The 17,624-nt window shown below is 71.7% G+C and carries 17 protein-coding genes; 6 read left to right on the top strand and 11 right to left on the bottom strand.

The features are described from left to right. Positions 1-69: 69 nt before the first annotated feature. The 3 genes from EV186_RS07465 to EV186_RS07455 are packed head-to-tail and all read right to left on the bottom strand — an operon-like array spanning position 70 to position 3,578. Positions 70-2,367, bottom strand: a complete 2,298-nt coding sequence (locus tag EV186_RS07465) for an ABC transporter permease (protein ID WP_133848270.1) — start codon at positions 2,365-2,367, stop codon at positions 70-72. Continuing rightward, positions 2,364-3,056, bottom strand: a complete 693-nt coding sequence (locus EV186_RS07460; protein WP_424982179.1) for an ABC transporter ATP-binding protein — start codon at positions 3,054-3,056, stop codon at positions 2,364-2,366. The genes EV186_RS07465 and EV186_RS07460 overlap by 4 nt, the downstream gene beginning before the upstream one ends. Continuing rightward, positions 3,057-3,578 carry a PadR family transcriptional regulator gene (locus tag EV186_RS07455; protein WP_133848269.1) on the bottom strand — a complete coding sequence of 174 codons (522 nt, stop codon included), beginning with the start codon at positions 3,576-3,578 and terminating at the stop codon, positions 3,057-3,059. Positions 3,579-3,709: 131 nt separating this feature from the next. Between EV186_RS07455 and EV186_RS07450 the strand changes: the two genes are divergently transcribed. Beyond that, on the top strand, positions 3,710-4,204 hold the full coding sequence (locus tag EV186_RS07450) for a CGNR zinc finger domain-containing protein (protein WP_243753866.1): 495 nt from the start codon (positions 3,710-3,712) through the stop codon (positions 4,202-4,204). Positions 4,205-4,321: 117 nt separating this feature from the next. Here EV186_RS07450 and EV186_RS07445 read toward each other — a convergent pair whose 3' ends face one another. Continuing rightward, positions 4,322-5,584 carry a DUF445 domain-containing protein gene (locus EV186_RS07445; protein ID WP_243753865.1) on the bottom strand — a complete coding sequence of 421 codons (1,263 nt, stop codon included), beginning with the start codon at positions 5,582-5,584 and terminating at the stop codon, positions 4,322-4,324. 29 nt (positions 5,585-5,613) lie between these two features. Between EV186_RS07445 and EV186_RS07440 the strand changes: the two genes are divergently transcribed. Continuing rightward, positions 5,614-6,783 carry a pyridoxal phosphate-dependent aminotransferase gene (locus tag EV186_RS07440; protein ID WP_133848268.1) on the top strand — a complete coding sequence of 390 codons (1,170 nt, stop codon included), beginning with the start codon at positions 5,614-5,616 and terminating at the stop codon, positions 6,781-6,783. A 17-nt stretch (positions 6,784-6,800) separates the two neighbouring features. Here EV186_RS07440 and EV186_RS07435 read toward each other — a convergent pair whose 3' ends face one another. From EV186_RS07435 to EV186_RS07425, 3 genes are read right to left on the bottom strand one after another with little or no spacing between them, the layout of a single operon-like run. Continuing rightward, a complete protein-coding gene (locus EV186_RS07435; RefSeq protein ID WP_133848267.1) occupies positions 6,801-9,227 on the bottom strand; it encodes a CHAT domain-containing protein in 2,427 nt (808 codons plus the stop codon). Next, complete coding sequence (locus EV186_RS07430; RefSeq protein ID WP_133848266.1) at positions 9,224-9,658, bottom strand: hypothetical protein; 435 nt, start codon at positions 9,656-9,658, stop codon at positions 9,224-9,226. The genes EV186_RS07435 and EV186_RS07430 overlap by 4 nt, the downstream gene beginning before the upstream one ends. Beyond that, a complete protein-coding gene (locus tag EV186_RS07425; RefSeq protein ID WP_166659052.1) occupies positions 9,655-10,218 on the bottom strand; it encodes an RNA polymerase sigma factor in 564 nt (187 codons plus the stop codon). The genes EV186_RS07430 and EV186_RS07425 overlap by 4 nt, the downstream gene beginning before the upstream one ends. Before the next feature lie 378 nt (positions 10,219-10,596). Here EV186_RS07425 and EV186_RS07420 point away from each other — a divergent pair, with 378 nt between their 5' ends. Further along, positions 10,597-11,391: a hypothetical protein gene (locus tag EV186_RS07420; protein ID WP_133848264.1), complete on the top strand. Its 795-nt coding sequence runs from the start codon at positions 10,597-10,599 to the stop codon at positions 11,389-11,391. 537 nt (positions 11,392-11,928) lie between these two features. Here the strand turns inward: EV186_RS07420 and yczR are convergent. Beyond that, positions 11,929-13,365: a MocR-like transcription factor YczR gene (gene yczR, locus EV186_RS07415; protein ID WP_166659051.1), complete on the bottom strand. Its 1,437-nt coding sequence runs from the start codon at positions 13,363-13,365 to the stop codon at positions 11,929-11,931. 68 nt (positions 13,366-13,433) lie between these two features. Here yczR and yczE point away from each other — a divergent pair, with 68 nt between their 5' ends. Together yczE and EV186_RS07405 are read left to right on the top strand one after the other, a co-directional pair. After that, positions 13,434-14,090 (top strand): membrane protein YczE, encoded by a 657-nt coding sequence (gene yczE / locus EV186_RS07410; RefSeq protein ID WP_133848844.1) that lies wholly within the window; start codon positions 13,434-13,436, stop codon positions 14,088-14,090. Beyond that, a complete protein-coding gene (locus EV186_RS07405) occupies positions 14,071-14,481 on the top strand; it encodes a DUF5655 domain-containing protein (protein ID WP_133848263.1) in 411 nt (136 codons plus the stop codon). Before yczE ends, EV186_RS07405 begins: the two co-directional genes overlap by 20 nt. Here the strand turns inward: EV186_RS07405 and EV186_RS07400 are convergent. Beyond that, positions 14,463-15,011 (bottom strand): Clp protease N-terminal domain-containing protein, encoded by a 549-nt coding sequence (locus EV186_RS07400; protein WP_133848262.1) that lies wholly within the window; start codon positions 15,009-15,011, stop codon positions 14,463-14,465. The two genes, EV186_RS07405 and EV186_RS07400, sit on opposite strands and share 19 nt — an antisense overlap. Before the next feature lies 1 nt (position 15,012). Continuing rightward, positions 15,013-15,222 carry a helix-turn-helix domain-containing protein gene (locus tag EV186_RS07395; protein WP_133848261.1) on the bottom strand — a complete coding sequence of 70 codons (210 nt, stop codon included), beginning with the start codon at positions 15,220-15,222 and terminating at the stop codon, positions 15,013-15,015. 65 nt (positions 15,223-15,287) lie between these two features. Between EV186_RS07395 and EV186_RS07390 the strand changes: the two genes are divergently transcribed. Continuing rightward, positions 15,288-16,109 carry a protein phosphatase 2C domain-containing protein gene (locus tag EV186_RS07390; RefSeq protein WP_133848260.1) on the top strand — a complete coding sequence of 274 codons (822 nt, stop codon included), beginning with the start codon at positions 15,288-15,290 and terminating at the stop codon, positions 16,107-16,109. A 161-nt stretch (positions 16,110-16,270) separates the two neighbouring features. Here EV186_RS07390 and EV186_RS07385 read toward each other — a convergent pair whose 3' ends face one another. Further along, on the bottom strand, positions 16,271-17,620 hold the full coding sequence (locus EV186_RS07385; protein WP_133848259.1) for a UDP-glucose dehydrogenase family protein: 1,350 nt from the start codon (positions 17,618-17,620) through the stop codon (positions 16,271-16,273). Positions 17,621-17,624: the final 4 nt, after the last annotated feature.

Genomic DNA, 17,624 nt, shown 5'->3' with positions numbered 1-17,624 from the left:
GCGAATGCGCGGGCCGGTGCGCCACCCCCGAAGTGGCACACCGGCCCGCGTCCCCCGGCTCGCGCGCGATCACTCGCTGCGCAAGGCCTCCAACCGCGCCGCGCTGCGCAACGACGGCAGCGTCAACCCGGTGACCGCGATGATGAGCAGGGCGGCCGCGCCCGACAGGAAGCCCACCGCGCCCCAGTCGATCGTGAACGGCTCGCGGACCAACGGGAACACCAGTGCGGACAACCCGAGCCCGGCGACCACGGCGACCAGGACACCGGCGGCCACCGGGATCGCGGTCTGGATCAGGATCGACTTGGCCAGCGTCCTGATCGGCACGCCCGTCGCGGACAGGGCGGCGATCGCCCGGCGCCGTTCGCGCATCTGCTCGAGCGCCACGACCAGCAGGCACACCCCGGCCAGCAGCAGCGTGAAGAGCGAACCGCCGAGCAAACCGTTGCGCACCACCAGGAACGACGCTTGGTCGTCGCTGAGCCGGTCCCGGCTGACCCTGGACACCGACACCTTCCACTGCAGCGGCGCGAGCGCGTTGCGCACCCGGTCCTGCACGTCGGGCGAAGCGGGGTCCACCTGCGCCGTGACGGTCGAATAGAGCATCGGCCGCTTGGCGGGCATCGCCCCCGGTGTGACCACCAGGCTCACGTACGAATCACTCGTCGGGTCGTTCGGGTCGACGGGCAGCCGGGGAGCGGGCCGGACGTTCGCCGGAACGTGCCACGGCACGTCCTCGTGGTCCGCGCCGGTCACGGTTCCGTCCACCGGCTGGGCGACCTGGCCGCTGTACTCGGGTGCCCCGCCGGTCGGCGTGAACGCGTCGCCGTCCTTGCAGCTGTGCACCGCGAGGACCCGGTGGATGTCGGCGCAGTCGACCAGCAGCACCGAGTAGTAGCTGTCCTGCGGCCCCTGCACCCCGAACATCTGCGTGATCGCCACGTCCCGGACCCCGGAGACGCCGCGGGTCAGCTGCACCGCCTGCTCGGCGACACCCTCGTCGGGGTTGATCCGCAGCAGGTCCGGGACGCTCGCCCCCAGCGACGCGCCCTCGGGCAGGGCGAAGCTCTTCGCCTCCGCGGCCAGCACCCCTTGGATGGCAATGGCCCCCGCGAGCACCACGGACAGCCCCGCCACGACCCGCGTCGCGGTGCCGGTGTCCAGCTGGAGCCTGCGCACCGCGAGCTGCGTCGACGGCGACCCGCCGCGGAAGCCGCGCAGCCCCCGGTCCAGCAACCACGGCAACAGCAGCGGGATGCCCAGCAACAGCAGCACCGCGCCGGCCGCGAGCCCCCACGGCGACGAGTCGCCGACCATGAGGATCAGCGCGACCCCGGCCGCGGGTGGCAGGATCCGCCACCACAGCCGCCGCTTGATCTTGGGCGCCCGGCGCACCACCCCGAGCGGTTCGATCACGGTGCGGCGCAACGACACCAGCGACGTCCCGACCGCGAGCGCCGGTACCGCGAGGATCACCAGCAGCACCGCGAGCCACGGCGGCGACACGTCCTCGGTGTAGAAGCCGAGGTCGATCATGCGCAGGTGTTCGATCGTCGCGCGGAACAGCAGGAACAACCCGATCCCCAGGACGAGCCCGGTGCCGGAGCCCGCCAGTGACTCCGCGGCCGCGATCCGGTTGACCTGCCTGCGGTCGGCGCCCACCAGCCGCAGCGCCGCGAGCCTGCGGTCCCGTTCGGCACCCGCGATCCGCGAGCTCACCGCGACGAGCACCAGCACCGGGAACAGCAGCACGACCACGCCGACGGTGATCATGGTCAGCAACCGCGGGTCGGACGCCTCGACGGTGGTCCGGAAGCCGAACTTGTAGACCTCCTCGGCCATCGAGCCGTCCTCGGGATCCGCCGACGGCAGGTTCGCCCCGGCGTAGAGGACGAACTCCCCGGGGTCGACGACCCCGGACTTGTCGATCACCCCGACCACTCGGCCGGGCACCCGCGGCGCGAACAACGCACCGTCCGGGCCGGCGAGCAGGTCGGCCAACGCCGGCGACACCATCACCTCGCCCACCGCGGGCAGCCGGTCCACGCCCGGCGGCTTGGGCGAGTTGGGACCCGTGCCCTGCAGGTACAGCTCCTGGATGCGGTCGCTGCGCAGGTAGGTGCTGGTCATCACCACCTTGGTCGGCGCTACCCCGGCCACCTTCTCCCCGGAGGGGTACATGCCGGTCTGCCTGCTGTCGCGGGCGTGCAGCATGTTCGGCGCGGCCACCGCGACCAGCAGCACGAACACCGCGAGGCCGATGCCGACCGTGCTCATCAACAGCCGCGCGATGCCGGTCTTCGTGGACCTGCTGCCGCCGACCGACAGCCGCAGGCCCATGGCCAGGTCGCGCAGCCACCCGTTCACGCCGGCTCCAGCTGGCGGGTGCGCCCGTCGCGGACGACGACCTCGCGGTCGGAGTACGCGGCCACCCGCGCCTCGTGCGTGACCAGCACGACCCCGGCGCCGGTCTCCTTGGCCGCGTCGACGAGCAGCCGCATCACCAGCTCACCGTTGAGCGAGTCCAGCGCGCCGGTCGGTTCGTCGGCGAACACCACGGACGGACTGGTCACCAGCGCCCGGGCGACGGCGACCCGCTGCCCCTGGCCGCCGGAGACTTCACCGGGCCGCTTGTCGGCGACGTCGGCGACCTCGAGGCGCTCCAGCCACCGCGTGGCCTGCCGTTCGGCCTCCTTGCGGGCCGTGCGGCCGAGGCGCAGCGGCAGCGCGACGTTCTCCAGGCAGGTCAGCTCGGGCACGAGCTGACCGAACTGGAACACGAAGCCGAACTCGGTGCGGCGCAACGCACTGCGCTCCCCGTCGGCCATCTTCGCCAGGTCCTTGTCCTTGTAGGCGATGCTGCCCGCGTCCGGCGTGATGATCCCCGCCATGCAGTGCAACAGGGTCGACTTGCCGGAGCCCGACGGCCCCATCACGGCAACAACCTCACCCGACACGACGTCGAGGCTCGCGTCCTCGAGCGCGTGCGTCAGCCCGAACGACTTGCGCAGGCCCTGCCCGCGCAACACGACGTCCCCCATGATCCCCGTCCCCATCTATGAAACCTGCTTCCTCAATTCGTCCAGGCGCGCCGTGGTGACCTCGAGCCAGCGCAAGTCCGCTTCGAGGTGGAACAACGCGTGATCGCAGATCAGCTGGTCAGCCAGGTCGCCGTTGCGCTTGCGCGTGGTCAGCTCGCGCATGGTCTTCAGGTGCGCGGCGCGCTGGCTGTCCAGCACGTCCGCGGCGCTGCGCCCGGACAACAGGGCGAGCACGACCTTCGTGTACAGCGTGTTCTGCAGGTAGAGCTCGGGCTTCTCGGGCGTCATCAGCCAGGAATCGACGTCGGTGACCCCGGCGTCGGTGATGGCGTAGCGCTTGCGCTCGGGTCCGCCGCCCGGCTCGATCCCGCGCTCCTCGACCAGGCCGTTCTTCAACAGCCGGGCCAGCGTCGAGTAGACCTGCCCGTAGTGCAGCGGCCGGTCGTGCCCGAACCGCTCGTCGTAGGCGCGCTTTAAGTCGTAGCCATGGCGTGGACCGCTTTCCAACAGCCCGAGCAACGCGTGCGGGATCGACATGGGCGAGACAGTACATCGTGTGTATACGCGCCGTCTATACACCTAGTGAATACGTGGTCAAAGTGACCACCTAAACGGTCAAGGTGGTTAGCAGGCGACGCGACAACCAGCGTAGTGCCTACAGTGGTGTGGTGACTGGTCTGGCCGCCGGCGACCACGATGTGACGCTGGTACTCGACTTCCTCAACACCCTCGACATCGAAAACCGCTCCGATGTGCTGGACGACGAGCTCACCTGGCACGCGTGGCTCGCCGACCGCGGACTGGCCGCGGGCAGCGGCCGGGCCCACGCCAGATCGGCGCGAGACTCGTTGCGAGCACTCGTCGGAGACCCCGGATCGGGGCAGATCGCCGTGCCGAGAGTCAGCCTGCAGGTCGAATTCCAGACCGGGCAGCCTCGGTTGCACGCGCAGGACGCGGTCGGCGCGGTGCTCGCCGCGGCGAGCCGGGTCGCCGTGCTCGGCGAGTGGGAACGGATCAAGATCTGCCCGGCCGACGACTGCCGGTGGGCGTTCTTCGACCGCTCCCGCAACCGGTCCCGGACGTGGTGCTCGATGCAGGTGTGCGGCAACCGCGAGAAGGCCCGCGTCTGGCGCGAGCGGACCAAGGCGACCGCACCGCGCTAGCAACGTCGATCGCTTGCCACCGGCCGGCCGGTCGTGGTGCAGGCGCCTCAGCGCCGGAGCCGCGGCCGGCCCCCGAAGGCCGGTGGCCGTGCGCACCAGCGCACATCGGGCACTGCCCTAACCGAGCAGCTGGCCGACCGTGTAGATCACGAGCCCGGCCAGCGCACCGACCACGGTGCCGTTGATGCGGATGAACTGCAGGTCCCGGCCGACCTGCAGCTCGACCTTGCGCGCGGTCTCCTCGCCGTCCCAGCGCTCGACGGTGTCGGTGATCAACGTGGTGATCTCCGACCGGTAGTTGCGCACGACATAGCCCGCTGCGCCCTCGACCCAACCGTCGACCTTGGTGCGCAGCCCGTCGTCGTCGACCAGCCGGTCGCCCAGGGTGTGCAGGCCGTCGCGCACCCGGGTGCGCAGCTCGCTCGACGGGTCCTCGGCCGCGGCGAGCAGCATCTTCTTGGCCGTCGACCAGGCGCTGCCGATGACGTTCTGCACCTCGGGGTGTTCGAGCACCTGGTGCTTGACCTGCTCGGCGCGCGCCATGATCTCCGGGTCGGTCTGCATGTCCTCGGCGAACTGGACGAGGAACTTGTCCAGCGCGAGCCGCATCGGGTGGTTGACGTCGGTCTTGACCAGCCACGCGAACGAGACGAGCTCGCCGTAGACCTTGTCCGCGACCATCTCGTCCACGAACTTCGGCGACCAGCTCGGCGCCCGGTCCGAGACGACCCGCAGCATCGTGGAGTGGTTGTCCTTGACCCAGTCGTAGGCCTTGTCCGCGAGCAGGTCGACGAGCTTGTGGTGCGACCCGTCGGCGAACACGCGGGCGAGCAGCTTGCCCAGCGGTGGGCCCCACGGGACGTCCATGAGCTTCTTGACCACGGCCTGCTCGACGACGGCCTGCACGTCCTCGTCCTTGAGCACGGTGACCGCGCCCTGCAGGACCGTGACGAGCTCGCCGGTGACCCGGTCGGCGTTGCCCGGCCCGGCCAGCCACTCACCGAGCCGCTTGGAGATGCCCACCCGGTTGAGCCGGTCGCGCACGACGTTCTCCGCGAGGAAGTTCGTGCCGACGAAGTCGCCGAGGCTCTTGCCCAGCACGTCCTTGCGGGTCGGGATGATCGCGGTGTGCGGGATCGGGATCCCCAAGGGGTGGCGGAACAACGCGGTCACCGCGAACCAGTCGGCGAGCGCGCCGACCATGCCCGCCTCGGCGGCCGCGCGCACGTAGCCGACCCACGCGGGACCGCCGGTCAGGGTCGTCACCACGAAGATCACCGTCGCGGCGAGCAGGAAGCCGAGGGCGATCGACTTCATCCTGCGCAGGCCGCGCCGCTTCTCTTCTTCACCGGGCCCTGGTGCGGGCGTCAGTTGCTCCACGCCCCCATTGTCCGTGAGGATGCTTTCTCGTGCCGCGACCCGTGCTCGTTCCCCGACTGCAACCCTTCACCTCGACGATCTTCGCCGAGATGACCGCGCTCGCCGTGCAGACCGGCGCGGTCAACCTCGGCCAGGGCTTCCCGGACTTCGACGGTCCCGCGACCCTGCTGGAGACCGCCCGCACGGCCATCGCGAACGGGGTCAACCAGTACCCGCCCGGCCCCGGCGTGCCGGAGCTGCGTGCGGCCATCGCCGAGCAGCGGACCAGGTACGGGACGTCGTTCGACCCGGACACCGAGGTGCTGGTGACCGTCGGCGCGACCGAGGCCATCGCGTCCTGCCTGCTCGCGTTGGTCGAGCAGGGCGACGAAGTGGTGCTCATCGAGCCGTACTACGACTCGTACGCGGCGGCCGTCGCCATGTCCGGCGCGACCCGGCGGGTGGTCTCACTGGTCGCCGACCCGGACACCGGGCGGTTCCGGCTGGACGTGGACGCCCTGCGTGCCGCCATCGGCCCGCGCACCAAGGCCGTGTTGATCAACTCCCCGCACAACCCGACGGGCACGGTGTTCACCCGCGCCGAGGTGGCCGCGATCGCGTCCCTGTGCATCGAGCACGACCTCGTCGCGATCACCGACGAGGTGTACGAGCACCTGACCTACGACGGGACCGAACACATCCCGCTGGGCTCGTTGCCCGGCATGGCGGAGCGGACGCTGACCATCTCGTCGGCGGGGAAGATGTTCAACTGCACGGGCTGGAAGATCGGCTGGGTCTGCGGTCCCGCCGACCTGGTGGCCGCGGTGCGTGCGGTGAAGCAGTTCCTCACCTTCGTCGGCGGCGCCCCGTTCCAGCCGGCCGTGGCGGCGGCGTTGCGGACCGAACAGCAGTGGGTCGCGGATTTGCGGAAGTCCCTGGAGACCAAGCGGGACCGGCTCGTCGCCGGCCTGACCGAGGCGGGTTTCGGCGTGCACCCGAGCCAGGGCACGTACTTCGTGTGTGCCGACGTCCGGCCGCTGGGCTTCGCGGATGGCCTGGAGCTGTGCCGCGCGTTGCCCGCACGCATCGGCGTCGCGGCCGTGCCCGTCCAGGTCTTCACCGACAACCCGGCGCAGTGGACCCACATCGTCCGCTTCGCCTTCTGCAAACGCGACGAAGTCCTCGACGAAGCCCTCCGCCGCCTCCACCAACTCGCCTGACCCACCCTGAACGGGAATCAGCCGGCGCCTACGCAGGTGAAGCCGAGGTGGCCGTGGCGGGACTGGGCGGCGGCCAGGGCTTCGGCCGGGGAGTGGCCGGCGTGGAGTTCGGCGTGCAGGGCGGTCATGAGGTCGGCGGCCTGGGCGTCGGGGACAGGCATCGTGCTGGCGATCAGGACCGCCGTGCCGCGACGGAAGACCACCGACGCCAGGCCGATCGGCGGTCCCGACGGGCCACCCACGGATCGGCCGACGTCGCAGGCCGACAGGACCAGCACCCGGGGCGAGCGGGTCAGGCGGTCCAGGTCGTAGCCGTAGAGGGGACCGTCGGCCAGCAGCAGGTTGGAGAACATCGGGGCGTCCGAGCGGAACGTGCCGTGGGCGGCCACGTGGGCGATGGCTGCGCCGTTGACCGCGGCCAGCGTCTCGTCGACGGTGGCCGTGGGCAGCGCTCGGCCGCCGAACCGGGCGGACAGGTCCTGGACCTCCTGCTCGGCGTGCCGCAGGCCCGGGCCGGCGATCCAGACCGGTGGGCCCTCGGCAGGTGGCGCCGTGCTTGCGCCCAGCCACGCGGTGGCCGACGGGACGATGCTGAGCGGACGTCCCGTGCAGCTCGGCAAGGCAGGCCAAGGGACCTTGCGCAGCAGTCCACAAGGGACGATCACCAGCGGACGGTCGCCAATGAGGCGGCGGAGTGGGGCGAACAGCAGGCGATCCAGCGCGTTGGCGGAGCGGGCGCACGCCTCGGCGGCTCGGCCCGTCTGCAAGGTGACCGAGGTGGCGAAGCGGAGACGTTCCGTCTCGTCGTGGATCGCGCCGACCGAGCCGAGGCGTCGCAATCGGACGGTGCCGTCGACCACCGTCGTCGCCCACACGACTCCGTCCTGTTCGACGAAGCTGATCAGGGCCCGCGGTCCCAGCCGCTCCCGCAGTCCGGCCAACGTTGTTGTTGCGGCACTGGTTGTTGTTGCCGCGCTGGGGGTTCCGGACGCGGCCATGGCGCGACGACGGATGCCTTGCTCGACTTCCGCGGTGCGCGACAGATCGTCGCGCACCGTGCGCAGGTGGGCCAGCTCGGCGACCAGCGACGGGTCGTCGGGCGGACGGACGGGCCCGACCCGCCACGTCAGCGCCCGGTAGCGGTCGGTCCACGCCAGGACCTGCCGGGGCCGGCCCGAGGCGAGCGCGGCCCGAAGCCCGGCGCGGGCCAGGGCACCGCCCAGCGCCGCCACGCCGGCCTGGAGTTCCAGTGACCCCATCAGGCCGATCTGTTCGTCGACCACCCGCAGTCCGGCTCGGCACGCCGCGTAGACACCGCGGCGATCCGCGGCGAGGCGTGCCTTGGCCAACCAGCCCACGGCACGCAAAGCGGCGGTCGGGCCGAAGCGTTCCGCCGCCACCGAAGCGAGCAGTTTCGGTGCGTGCTCGGCCGCGGCCAGGAGCAACTCGGCCGCTTCGACCCGCCAGCCCGACTGCTTGCACTGCGCGGCAACGGTTTGCGCTTCGGAGACCAAGTCGGCGCAAGGCGCGAGGATGAAGCGTGCGCGTAGTTCCATCGCCCGCGCCACCGCGGTCCACGCGTCTCGGCCCTGGCGATCGAACATCTGCGCCGCATCGGTCGCGGCGGCGATCGCCGTCTGCGGCGAACCAGCCACCAGCGCGCACCGGGCGAGGCTCAGCGTCGCTTCGGCGAACGTCGTGCCGCGGCCCGCGTCGCCGAGCAGCCGCGCCGCCCGCTGCAGGACCGCGGCCGCCTCCTTGACCAAGCCGCCCGCCAGAAGGGCACCGGCGCGGTCCACCAGGGTTTCGCCGCGTTGGTCGCTGCGCATGCCCGCACGCTCGGCCTCGTCGTAGCGGCGCAATGCCAGCGGCAGGTCCCCGGCCCGGAATGCGACGAACCCGCGGTTGTGCACACAGGACGCGGCCCGCTCGGTTGCCCCGATCGACGCGTAGAGCCGTTGTGCCGCAACGAAATCCGCATCCGCTTCGGCCAGGCGGAAAGCATCGTAGGAACGGCAGATACCCCGCGAGCACAACGCGTTGGCGAGCCACCGCGGATCGCTGAGCGCACCGACCGCGGACGACAGCAAGGGCTCGGCCGTCGCGTAATCACCGGCCGCGCAAGCCGCGAGGCCACGCAGGCACCGCACCCGGGGGTTGTCCGCCAGCTGGTCCAACAGGGCGAAGCAGCCGTCCAGGTCGCCGGTGTCGAAGTGCACCCACGCCATGGTCAGCCGGAGTTCGGACAGGTCCAGTCGCGCCGCGACCGCCAACCGCAACGCGGTGCGCAGGGCCGCGTTGGCCGCGGACGAGTCACCCAGTTCGATGCGTGCCTGGGCGAGGTCGTGCAACGCGTCGACGCGGGCCGCCACCGAGAGCTCGCCGGACAACGCCGTCAACGCGGTCCGCAGCGTGGCCCGCGGGTCGTCGAGGACGCTGGTCATGCCACGAACCACCGCGTCGCGACGGTCGGCGTGCCGGGGCAGCGAACCACGAGCCGCAGCGGTCCGGTCGGCAGGCCGACGGCCTCGAAGCGGCCGACCTCGTCCACCCCGGCGGTGAGCCGCCCGGACGGCCAGCACACGTCGATGCGCGCGTCGCCGGCAACCGGGGTGAGGATGCCGTGCACGCCGGTGACCTCGCGTTCCCGGTGCAGTTCGAGGTCCACGGCCCGCATGCCATCGCCGAAGGACAGCACACGCGAGGGCCCGCGCACACCGACCGGGTCGTCGAGGCGTTCCAGCCAGGTCCAGTCGATCGCGCCGGGCACCAGCGCCCCAGCCGCCTTGGCCGACTCGATCACGTTGTCCGGCACCGGATCGTGCCGGGTGTAGGTGGCCAGCACCATCGCCAGCAGCTCGTCGTCGCCGGTCATCCCGCCGCCTCCTGGGTCAGGCCCGCGGCGACGACGCGCCGGCGCAGGGTGGCCAGGCAGCGGTGCTTCTCCGGCCCGACGCTGCCGGGCGCGAGGCCGATCGCCCCGCCGAGGTCCGCATAGGACAGCTCCGGGTTGTGGGCGACCAGCCGCAGCAGCAACCGGCACTTGCGCGGCAGCGAGTTGACCGCGCGCCACAGGATCTCGTCCCGGACCCCGCGCATCACGTCGTGCTCGGCGCTGTCGACGGGTTCGGCCAGCACCGCGATGTCCGGTCGCGACACCTTGGACCGGATCAAGGACAGCGACTGCCTGCGCGCGGTGGTCACCAGCCAGGCGTGGAGCTTTTCCGGCCGCTCCAAGGCAGGCAGGTGTTCGGCCAGTCGCAGCCACGTCAGCTGGCACACGTCGGACGCGTCCGCCGCGCTCAGCCGGTGGTCGCGGGCCACCGCCCAGATGAGCCACGCGTAACGGTCGACCAACTCGTGCCACGCCGCCTGGTCGCCGGCTCTGGCCCGTTCGACCAGTTCCGTCGGGTCGTCCTCGTCCGGCATCGCCATCACCCCTCCGCTCGGTCTACGCAACGGCGGTGGGACGACGGCGTGAATGGGCACGCTCCGCCATGATCCGGTTACCGCACGAAAGAGTGGCGGGTGCGACCAATGGGCCGGCTCGTGCGTCGAACAACCGCGCCAAACCCGCTGTTGATCACTGAGTGTGCGAGTACCGGCACTGAGTCGGCCCAGCATGTCGCGCACTCGGTCCCATGGACGGTGCTCCGCGACATAGCTACTGACCGGTCCGGTCACCGCGCGTGCCTGGGCTGACCGGCGACGATGGCCCAGATGCGGCTTTGCCTGCCGTGCTCGCCCGGTTAGTCTGGCAACCTGCAGCGGCGTCTGCGGAACAACTCGTCCACGAAGTCGGGGGTGGTCGCGGTGGGCAGTGCGGTTCGCACTGGCACACGGCTGCGGACACTCCTCGCCCGGTTGGTGGTCACCGCCGGGCTCGTGGTCGCCGCGTGGTTGCTCAGCTCCTTGATGGCCGGGTCGGCCTCGGCCAGCACGTCGTCGGGGCAAGCCGAAACCGACGACGCGGCCGCCACCACGTCGTCACAGCAGCAAGGGTTGCTCGGTGGCCTGCTCGGCGGTCTCACCCAGACCGTCGGCGACGTCCTCGGCGGGAGCAGCACGTACGAGTCCGATTCGGACAGCCCGCCTGCGGCCGACACGAGCGGCGACGAGTCCTCTGTCGACACGACGCTCCCCGACCTGCTGACCGGCATCTCCTCGGTCACCGGCACGGCGTCGACTGCGCCCGCCGAACCGGTCAGGCACCAGGTGAGCGAGCCGCCCGCCGTCAAGCGGGAGTCGCACGCGGTCGCCACCCCCAAGGTGACCCACAAGACCCATGTCGTCCGCGAGCACCGCGCTACACCCAAGCGCGCGACCACCACGGCGCCGGCCCGGCCGGCGACCAAGCCGTCCAAAGGGGACGCCGACAACCAGGTCGGGCTGCCGTTCCCGACCGCGCCGTCCACGCCGCAGGCGCCGCCCGCACCGTCCACGACGATCAGCGCGGGCCACGACACGACGACCCACGGCAAGAGCTGGTTCCTCACGACGGGCGGTGACGCGACGTTGACGCCGCCCACCGCGACCGGCACGGCGATCGACCACCGGGCGACCGCGGTCGACCGGGACCAGGACCGCCCGGCCACCGCGCCCGATTGAGCTGAGCCCGTGATGCGGGAGACGTCTGTCCCGCACGCCGTTGTCTCTGCTCGGCACTAGTCCGCCCGGCGCAACCGCTTGCGCCGTTTCCTCCACCCACCGTCGGCCCGGTTGCCACAGCTCGCACCGAGCCGCGCCCAGGAGCCGACCCCACAACAGCTACCCGACCTGCCGACCGCGCCCGGTCAGGTCGGGACCTCAGCCCTGGCGCCGCGCTGCCCCCGCGGCGCCGGGGCGCCCCACCGGTAGCGCGCTCCGGTCGTCCCGACGAGGGGCCGGGTCGACCGGAGCGCGCTTGCGCTCAGCTTCTTCTTTGATGGCTGTCGCGGTGCCGGCGGGTCCAGCCCGGCCCGGACGCCGCCGATCCCAGCGCGCCGCCGACACCCGAGACCGCCCGAACTCGCCCCGAATTTCGCTGCCTCGCGTAGGCAAGCCCCCGCCCTCCCGGGGGCACCCCTTGAAACCAGTCTATCGAGGTCAGACGGGGTGTGGGGCGCGTGGAGCGGATCTGTGGACAACCTCCCGCCTGGGGAAAACTCAGGCCACGGGAACGGTTTCGGCGCTCTCGCCGACTTCCGCCGAACCGCTCCACACGGTTTGCGCCGCGGCGGCCAGGCGGCGGACGGCTTCGCGCAGGTCGTCCGGCGGCAACGGGTACGGCAGGCGCATCCACCGCTCCAGCCCGTGCACGCCGAAGCGTGGCCCGGGAGCGACGCGCACGCCGAAGTTGCGGGCGGCCACCGCCAGCCGGGTGCTGGCCGGGGCGGGCAGGCGGCACCAGAGGCTGAGGCCGCCGCGGGGCAGCCGGAACGTCCACCCCGGCAGGTGCTCGGTGACGGCCGCGGCCAGCACGTCCCGGCCGCGGGCCAGCTCGACGCGCCGTGCGGCCAGGGCGGCGTCCGAGGTGCGCAGCAGGTCGGTGAGCAAGAGCTGGTCCAGCACCGACGACCCCAGGTCGAGGCCATTGCGGGCCGCGAGCAGTTGGTGGACTTGATCATGTGACGCCCTGATCCACCCGAGCCGCAGGCCACCCCAGTGCGACTTGCTGGCCGACCCGAGGGTGATCGCGCGGTCGCCCGCGAACGCGGCCACCGACGGCGGCGCGGGCTCGCCGCTGTCGAGGTCCACCTCGATCAGGGTCTCGTCGATCACGGCGGTGGTCCGGGAGCGGCGCAGCGCCGTGGCCAGGCGCGGACGGGTTTCCGCGGGCATGCGCAGGCCGGTCGGGTTGTGGAAGTCCACGATCAGGTACGCGAGCCGGGGCGCGGTCTGGCGCAGCGCCGCCTCGAAGTCGTCGAGTTGCCAGCCCTCGTCGGTCAGCGGGACGGGCATGGGGATCGCGCCGGTGGCGCGGATGGCGTCGAGCGCGTTCGGGTAGGTCGGCTGCTCGACCAGGACGCGGTCGCCGGGACCGGCGAGCATGCGCAGCACCAGCACGAACGCGTGGTGCGCCCCGCTGGTCACGACGATCTGATCGGGATCGGTGGGAAGGCCGCGGGCCGCATAGCGTTCGGCGATCTGTTCCCGCAGCACGGGCAGGCCCTGCTCCGAATACCCGTGGCCACGGATCATGTCGGCCATCGGCGCACGCACGCGCTCGAGCGCGGCGCCGGTCCCGGCGATCGCGCCCGGCGCGGCCCGGGCCAGGTCGATCAGGTCGGCGCCCGGCGGCGGGTCGACCGGGATCGCCGCACCGGGGATCGTGATCCACGAGCCCGAGCCCTGACGGCTGGCGACCAGTCCGTCGGCGCGCAGCCGGCGCAACGCGGCGCCGACCATGGTCCGGCTGGCGCCGAGCGCCTCGGCCAGCTCACGCTCCGCGGGCAGCCCGGTACCCGCGGGCAACCGGCCGTCGAGCACGAGCAACCGGACCCCGGCCGCCAGGTCGGCCGCCCCGGAACGGGCCCCCGGGCCACGCCAATCGCCGAGCAACGTCGCCAAGCGGCGGGCGGACAGGCGTTCACGAGGCCACATACCTACCAATTATTGCCGATTGGTACTCGAAGTAAAGGCCAATATCGACGCACTATGAGGCCGTGTCCCTGCCCAGAACATTTGACGTGCGCCCGGTCGGCGTCCGCACCGCCCCCACGCGCAGGCTCGTGCAACTCCTCGCCGGCCTCGCGCTGTACGGCTTCAGCATGTCCCTGCAGGTCCGCGCCACCCTCGGCCTGGACCCCTGGGACGTCCTGCACGACGCGCTGAGCCGGCGCACCGGCCTGACCTTCGGCACCATCACCGCGATCACCGGCGCGGCCGTGTTGCTGCTCTGGTTCCCGCTGCGCCAGCGCCCGGGCATCGGAACGGTGTGCAACGTGCTGGTCATCGCCGTCACCGTCGACGCCGGCCTCGCCCTGCTCACCACCCCGGACAACCTGGTCGGACGCATCCTGTTCCTGGTCGGCGGGGTGGTGCTCAACGGCGTCGCGTCCGCGGCCTACATCGGCGCCCGGCTCGGTCCCGGCCCGCGCGACGGGCTGATGACCGGCATCAACGCCCGCACCGGCTGGTCGATCCGGCTCGTCCGGACCACGATCGAGGTGACCGTCCTGCTCACCGGCTGGTTGCTCGGCGGCACGGTCGGCATCGGCACCGTGGTGTACGCGGTCGCGATCGGTCCGCTCGTGCAGGCGTTCCTGCCGTTGCTCGCCTGGCGGGCCAGGCCCGAGACTGGGGCCCATGCCGTGGACGTGCCCTGACTGCGAACGGATCTTCGCCCGCCGTGGGCAGTCGCACGAGTGCTCACCCGCGATGCCGCTCGAGGAATACCTGCGCACTGGTCCGCCCTTCGAACGCCCGGTGGTCGAGGCCGTGCTCGACCACCTGACCTCCGTCGGGCCGGTGCACGTCGAACCGGTGTCCATCGGAATCCTGCTGAAGTGCCCGGCGACCTTCGGCGAACTGCGCCCGATGGTGCGCTGGGAGGCCGTCCGGTTCACCCTGCCCGCCGAACTGCACCACCCGCGGCTGTCCCGGCGGATGCGCACCGGTGTGGGCCGGTGGTGGTACGGGGTGAACGTCCGCGAACCGTCCGAAGTGGACGACCAACTGCGGGACTGGCTGACCCAGTCCTACTTGTCGTGCATCTGAACCAGTTGTGAGCGCACGCCTTCGTAGCTGACGCCGTGCGCGGCCAACGCGTCCGCGGCCACCGTGCCGCTGGACAGCAGGGCCAGCAACAGGTGCTCGTCGCCCAGGTGCCGGTCGCCCAGCTCCTGCGCCTCGCGGATCGCGGTGACGATGATCTTGCGGACGTCCTCGGTGAACCCGCGGGTGCGCGCACCTCGCCGCCGTCCGGACAAGGGCGCGGCCAGCGCGTCGTCGCCGTGGTCGCGCCGCACGCTCGCGATCACCTCGTCCAGGTCGATGCCCAGTTCCTTCAACGCGGCGGCGTCGGACTGGCTCATCCCGCCGACCTTGGCCGCGTCCCGGTAGGCCCGGCGCACCTCGTCCTTGGGGACGCGGTGCGGCGCGAGGACCACCGCGGCCCGGCTGTCGTCCTGGTCCAGCAGACCCATGACCACGTGCTCCTCGGCGATCTGCGGTGACCTGGCCTTCTCCGCGGCCTTCAACGCGCCGATGACCACCAGCTTCGCGCTCTTGTCGAATCGTGCGAACACCTCAGTGCCCCCTGTACTTCTTGTGGACGGCCTGGCGGCTGACGCCGAGTTCGGCGGCGATGTCCTGCCAGGACCAGCCGTTGTTGCGTGCGTTGCGCACCTGGACTGCCTCGAGTTGTTCCAGCAGCCGGCGCAGGGCGGCGACCGCGCGGAGCCCCACCCGGGGATCGCGGTCACCCGCTGCCGACGCGAGTTCGGTCGCTTCTGTCATGATGTCAATCTAGGTTGACGTGGCCGCGTTGTCAACCCAAGTTGACGTGAGTCAGGCTCGAAGGCGTGACGGACATCCAGACGGCCCAGCTGGCAGGCACTGGCGTGGACGGCGTGATCCGCCCGACCGAGGACGTCGTCGTGTCGCTCGGCACGTCGGTGGTGCTGCTGGACGGCGCGACCTCGCTGCGCCCTGGTCTGCCGAGCGGCGGCTGGTACGCGGCCACGCTCGCCGCCCAGCTCGGCACCGAACTCACCACGCACCCGGAACTCGGGCTCGAGGACATCCTGGCCAGGGCGATCGCCGAGCTCGCGAGACGTCACGGCTTGCGGCCCGGCGCGTCGGCGTCCAGCACGGTCGCGATGCTGCGGTGGACCGCTGAGGTCGTCGAAGCCCTCGTGCTGGCCGACAGCCCGATCGTCGCGTTCACGAGCGACGGTGTGCAGCTGGTGGCGGACGAACGGCTCGCTTCGCTGCCCCGGCGCGGGAGTTACCGGGACCGCCTGCGCAGCGGCGGCGGCTACGGCACCGAGCACGCGTCCGCGCTGCGGGAGTCCGCCCGGCGCTTCGATGCCTTGCGCAACGCCGAAGGCGGGTTCTGGGTCGCCGAGGCCGACCCGGACGCCGCCTACCACGCGATCACCGCACGCTGGCCCCGCGAGCAGGTACGCGCCGTGCTGATGGCCAGCGACGGGATGTCGTGCGGCGTCGAGGACTACGGCCTGTTCGCCGACTGGTCAGCGGTGCTGGAGAGTGTTCGAACGCAAGGGGCGCAAGCGGTCCTGCGCCAGGTTCGAGACGCCGAACGCGGCGATCCGGACGGCACCCGCTGGCCACGCCCCAAGGTGCACGACGACAAGACGCTGGTCCTGGTCGACTGGGCTTAGCGCTTTCCGTTGCAGCACAACACTTTCCATCGACCCTGTACTCAAGAGAGCCCCCACCCGCTCCGGGGGGCGACCCCAGGTCCATTCTATCGGTTTGCCGGCAGCACAACGGGGTGCGAGCGAATCTGTGGACAACCAGGAGCCTGTGGAAAACCCCGGCCTCAGGCCGTCGCGGCGACCCGGCGGCGGGGCTTGCGGCCGAGCCCCGTCCACTGCACCCCCGCGCGGTTGAGCGCCTCGGCGTCCAGCAGGTTCCGGGTGTCGACCACGACCGGGTTGCGGACCGCCTCGGCGATCTTCGCCCACTCCAGGGTGCGGAACTCGGGCCACTCGGTCAGCACGATGACCGCGTCGGCGTCCTTCGCCGCGAGGTACGGGTCGTCGACGATCGTGATGCCCGCGAGTTCGGGCCGGCTGGCCGCGTCCTCGTGCAGGGCCGGGTCGTAGCCGACCAGCTCGGCTCCCGCCTGGCGCAGCAGCGCGGCGACGGCCAGCGCCGGTGAGTCGCGCAGGTCGTCGGTGCCGGCCTTGAACGTCAGGCCGAGCAGGCCGAGGCGGCGGCGCGACAACGAGCCGGCGCGCTTGCCGGTCACCGCGAGGCGCACCTTGTCGACGATACGCTGGCGCTGGCGCGTGTTGGTGTCGATGGTCGCGCGCAGCAACCGGAACTCGAAGTCCGCGCCGTCGGCCACCTGCAGCATCGCGTGCGTGTCCTTCGGCAGGCAGGACCCGCCCCAACCGGGGCCGGGCTGCAGGAACGACTGCCCGATGCGCCTGTCGTAACCCATGCCCTCGGTGACGTCGGAGATGTCGGCGCCCAGGCGCTCGCACAGCTCGGCCATCGCGTTGACATAGGACAGCTTCATCGCCAGGAAGCAGTTCGCCGCGTACTTGACCAACTCCGCGCTCGCCGCGTCGGTCAACACCGTCGGCGCACCGAGGCGGGCGTACAGGGCGGCGACGCGCTCGGCCGCGTCCTGCTGGTCGCACCCGACCACGATCCGGTCCGGGGTCAGGAAGTCCTGCACCGCGGATCCCTCGCGCAGGAACTCCGGGTTGGACACGACCGCCACGTCGTCGCGTTCCAGCAGTTCCGACGTGCGCAACGCGGTCCCAACCGGCACGGTCGACTTGTTCACGATCACCGCGCCGGGCCGCAGCAGGTGCCGGATCTCGTCCACCACACGCTCCACCGTGGACAGATCGGCGACCCCGCCGACGCCCATCGGTGTGGGCAGGCACAGGAACACGACCTCAGCCGCGTCGTCACCGGAACCGGACACCGCGGCGGTCGCCCCCTGCACGAACCGCAGGCGACCGGCGGCAAGCCCCTCGGCGACCAGCTCGGCCAGACCCGGTTCGAGGATGTCGACCTCGCCGCGGGAGAGCCGTTCCAACTTGGCCGCGTCCACGTCCGCGCACACGACGCGGTGGCCGAGCGAGGCCAGGCACGCACCGGTCGTGAGTCCCACGTACCCGGTACCAACAACGGCGATCCGTCGCGCGAACATGGCG

Source organism: Labedaea rhizosphaerae (genome assembly GCF_004362825.1).
Taxonomy (GTDB): Bacteria; Actinomycetota; Actinomycetes; order Mycobacteriales; family Pseudonocardiaceae; genus Labedaea; species Labedaea rhizosphaerae.
This window is presented reverse-complemented; position numbering and strand designations above follow the sequence as displayed.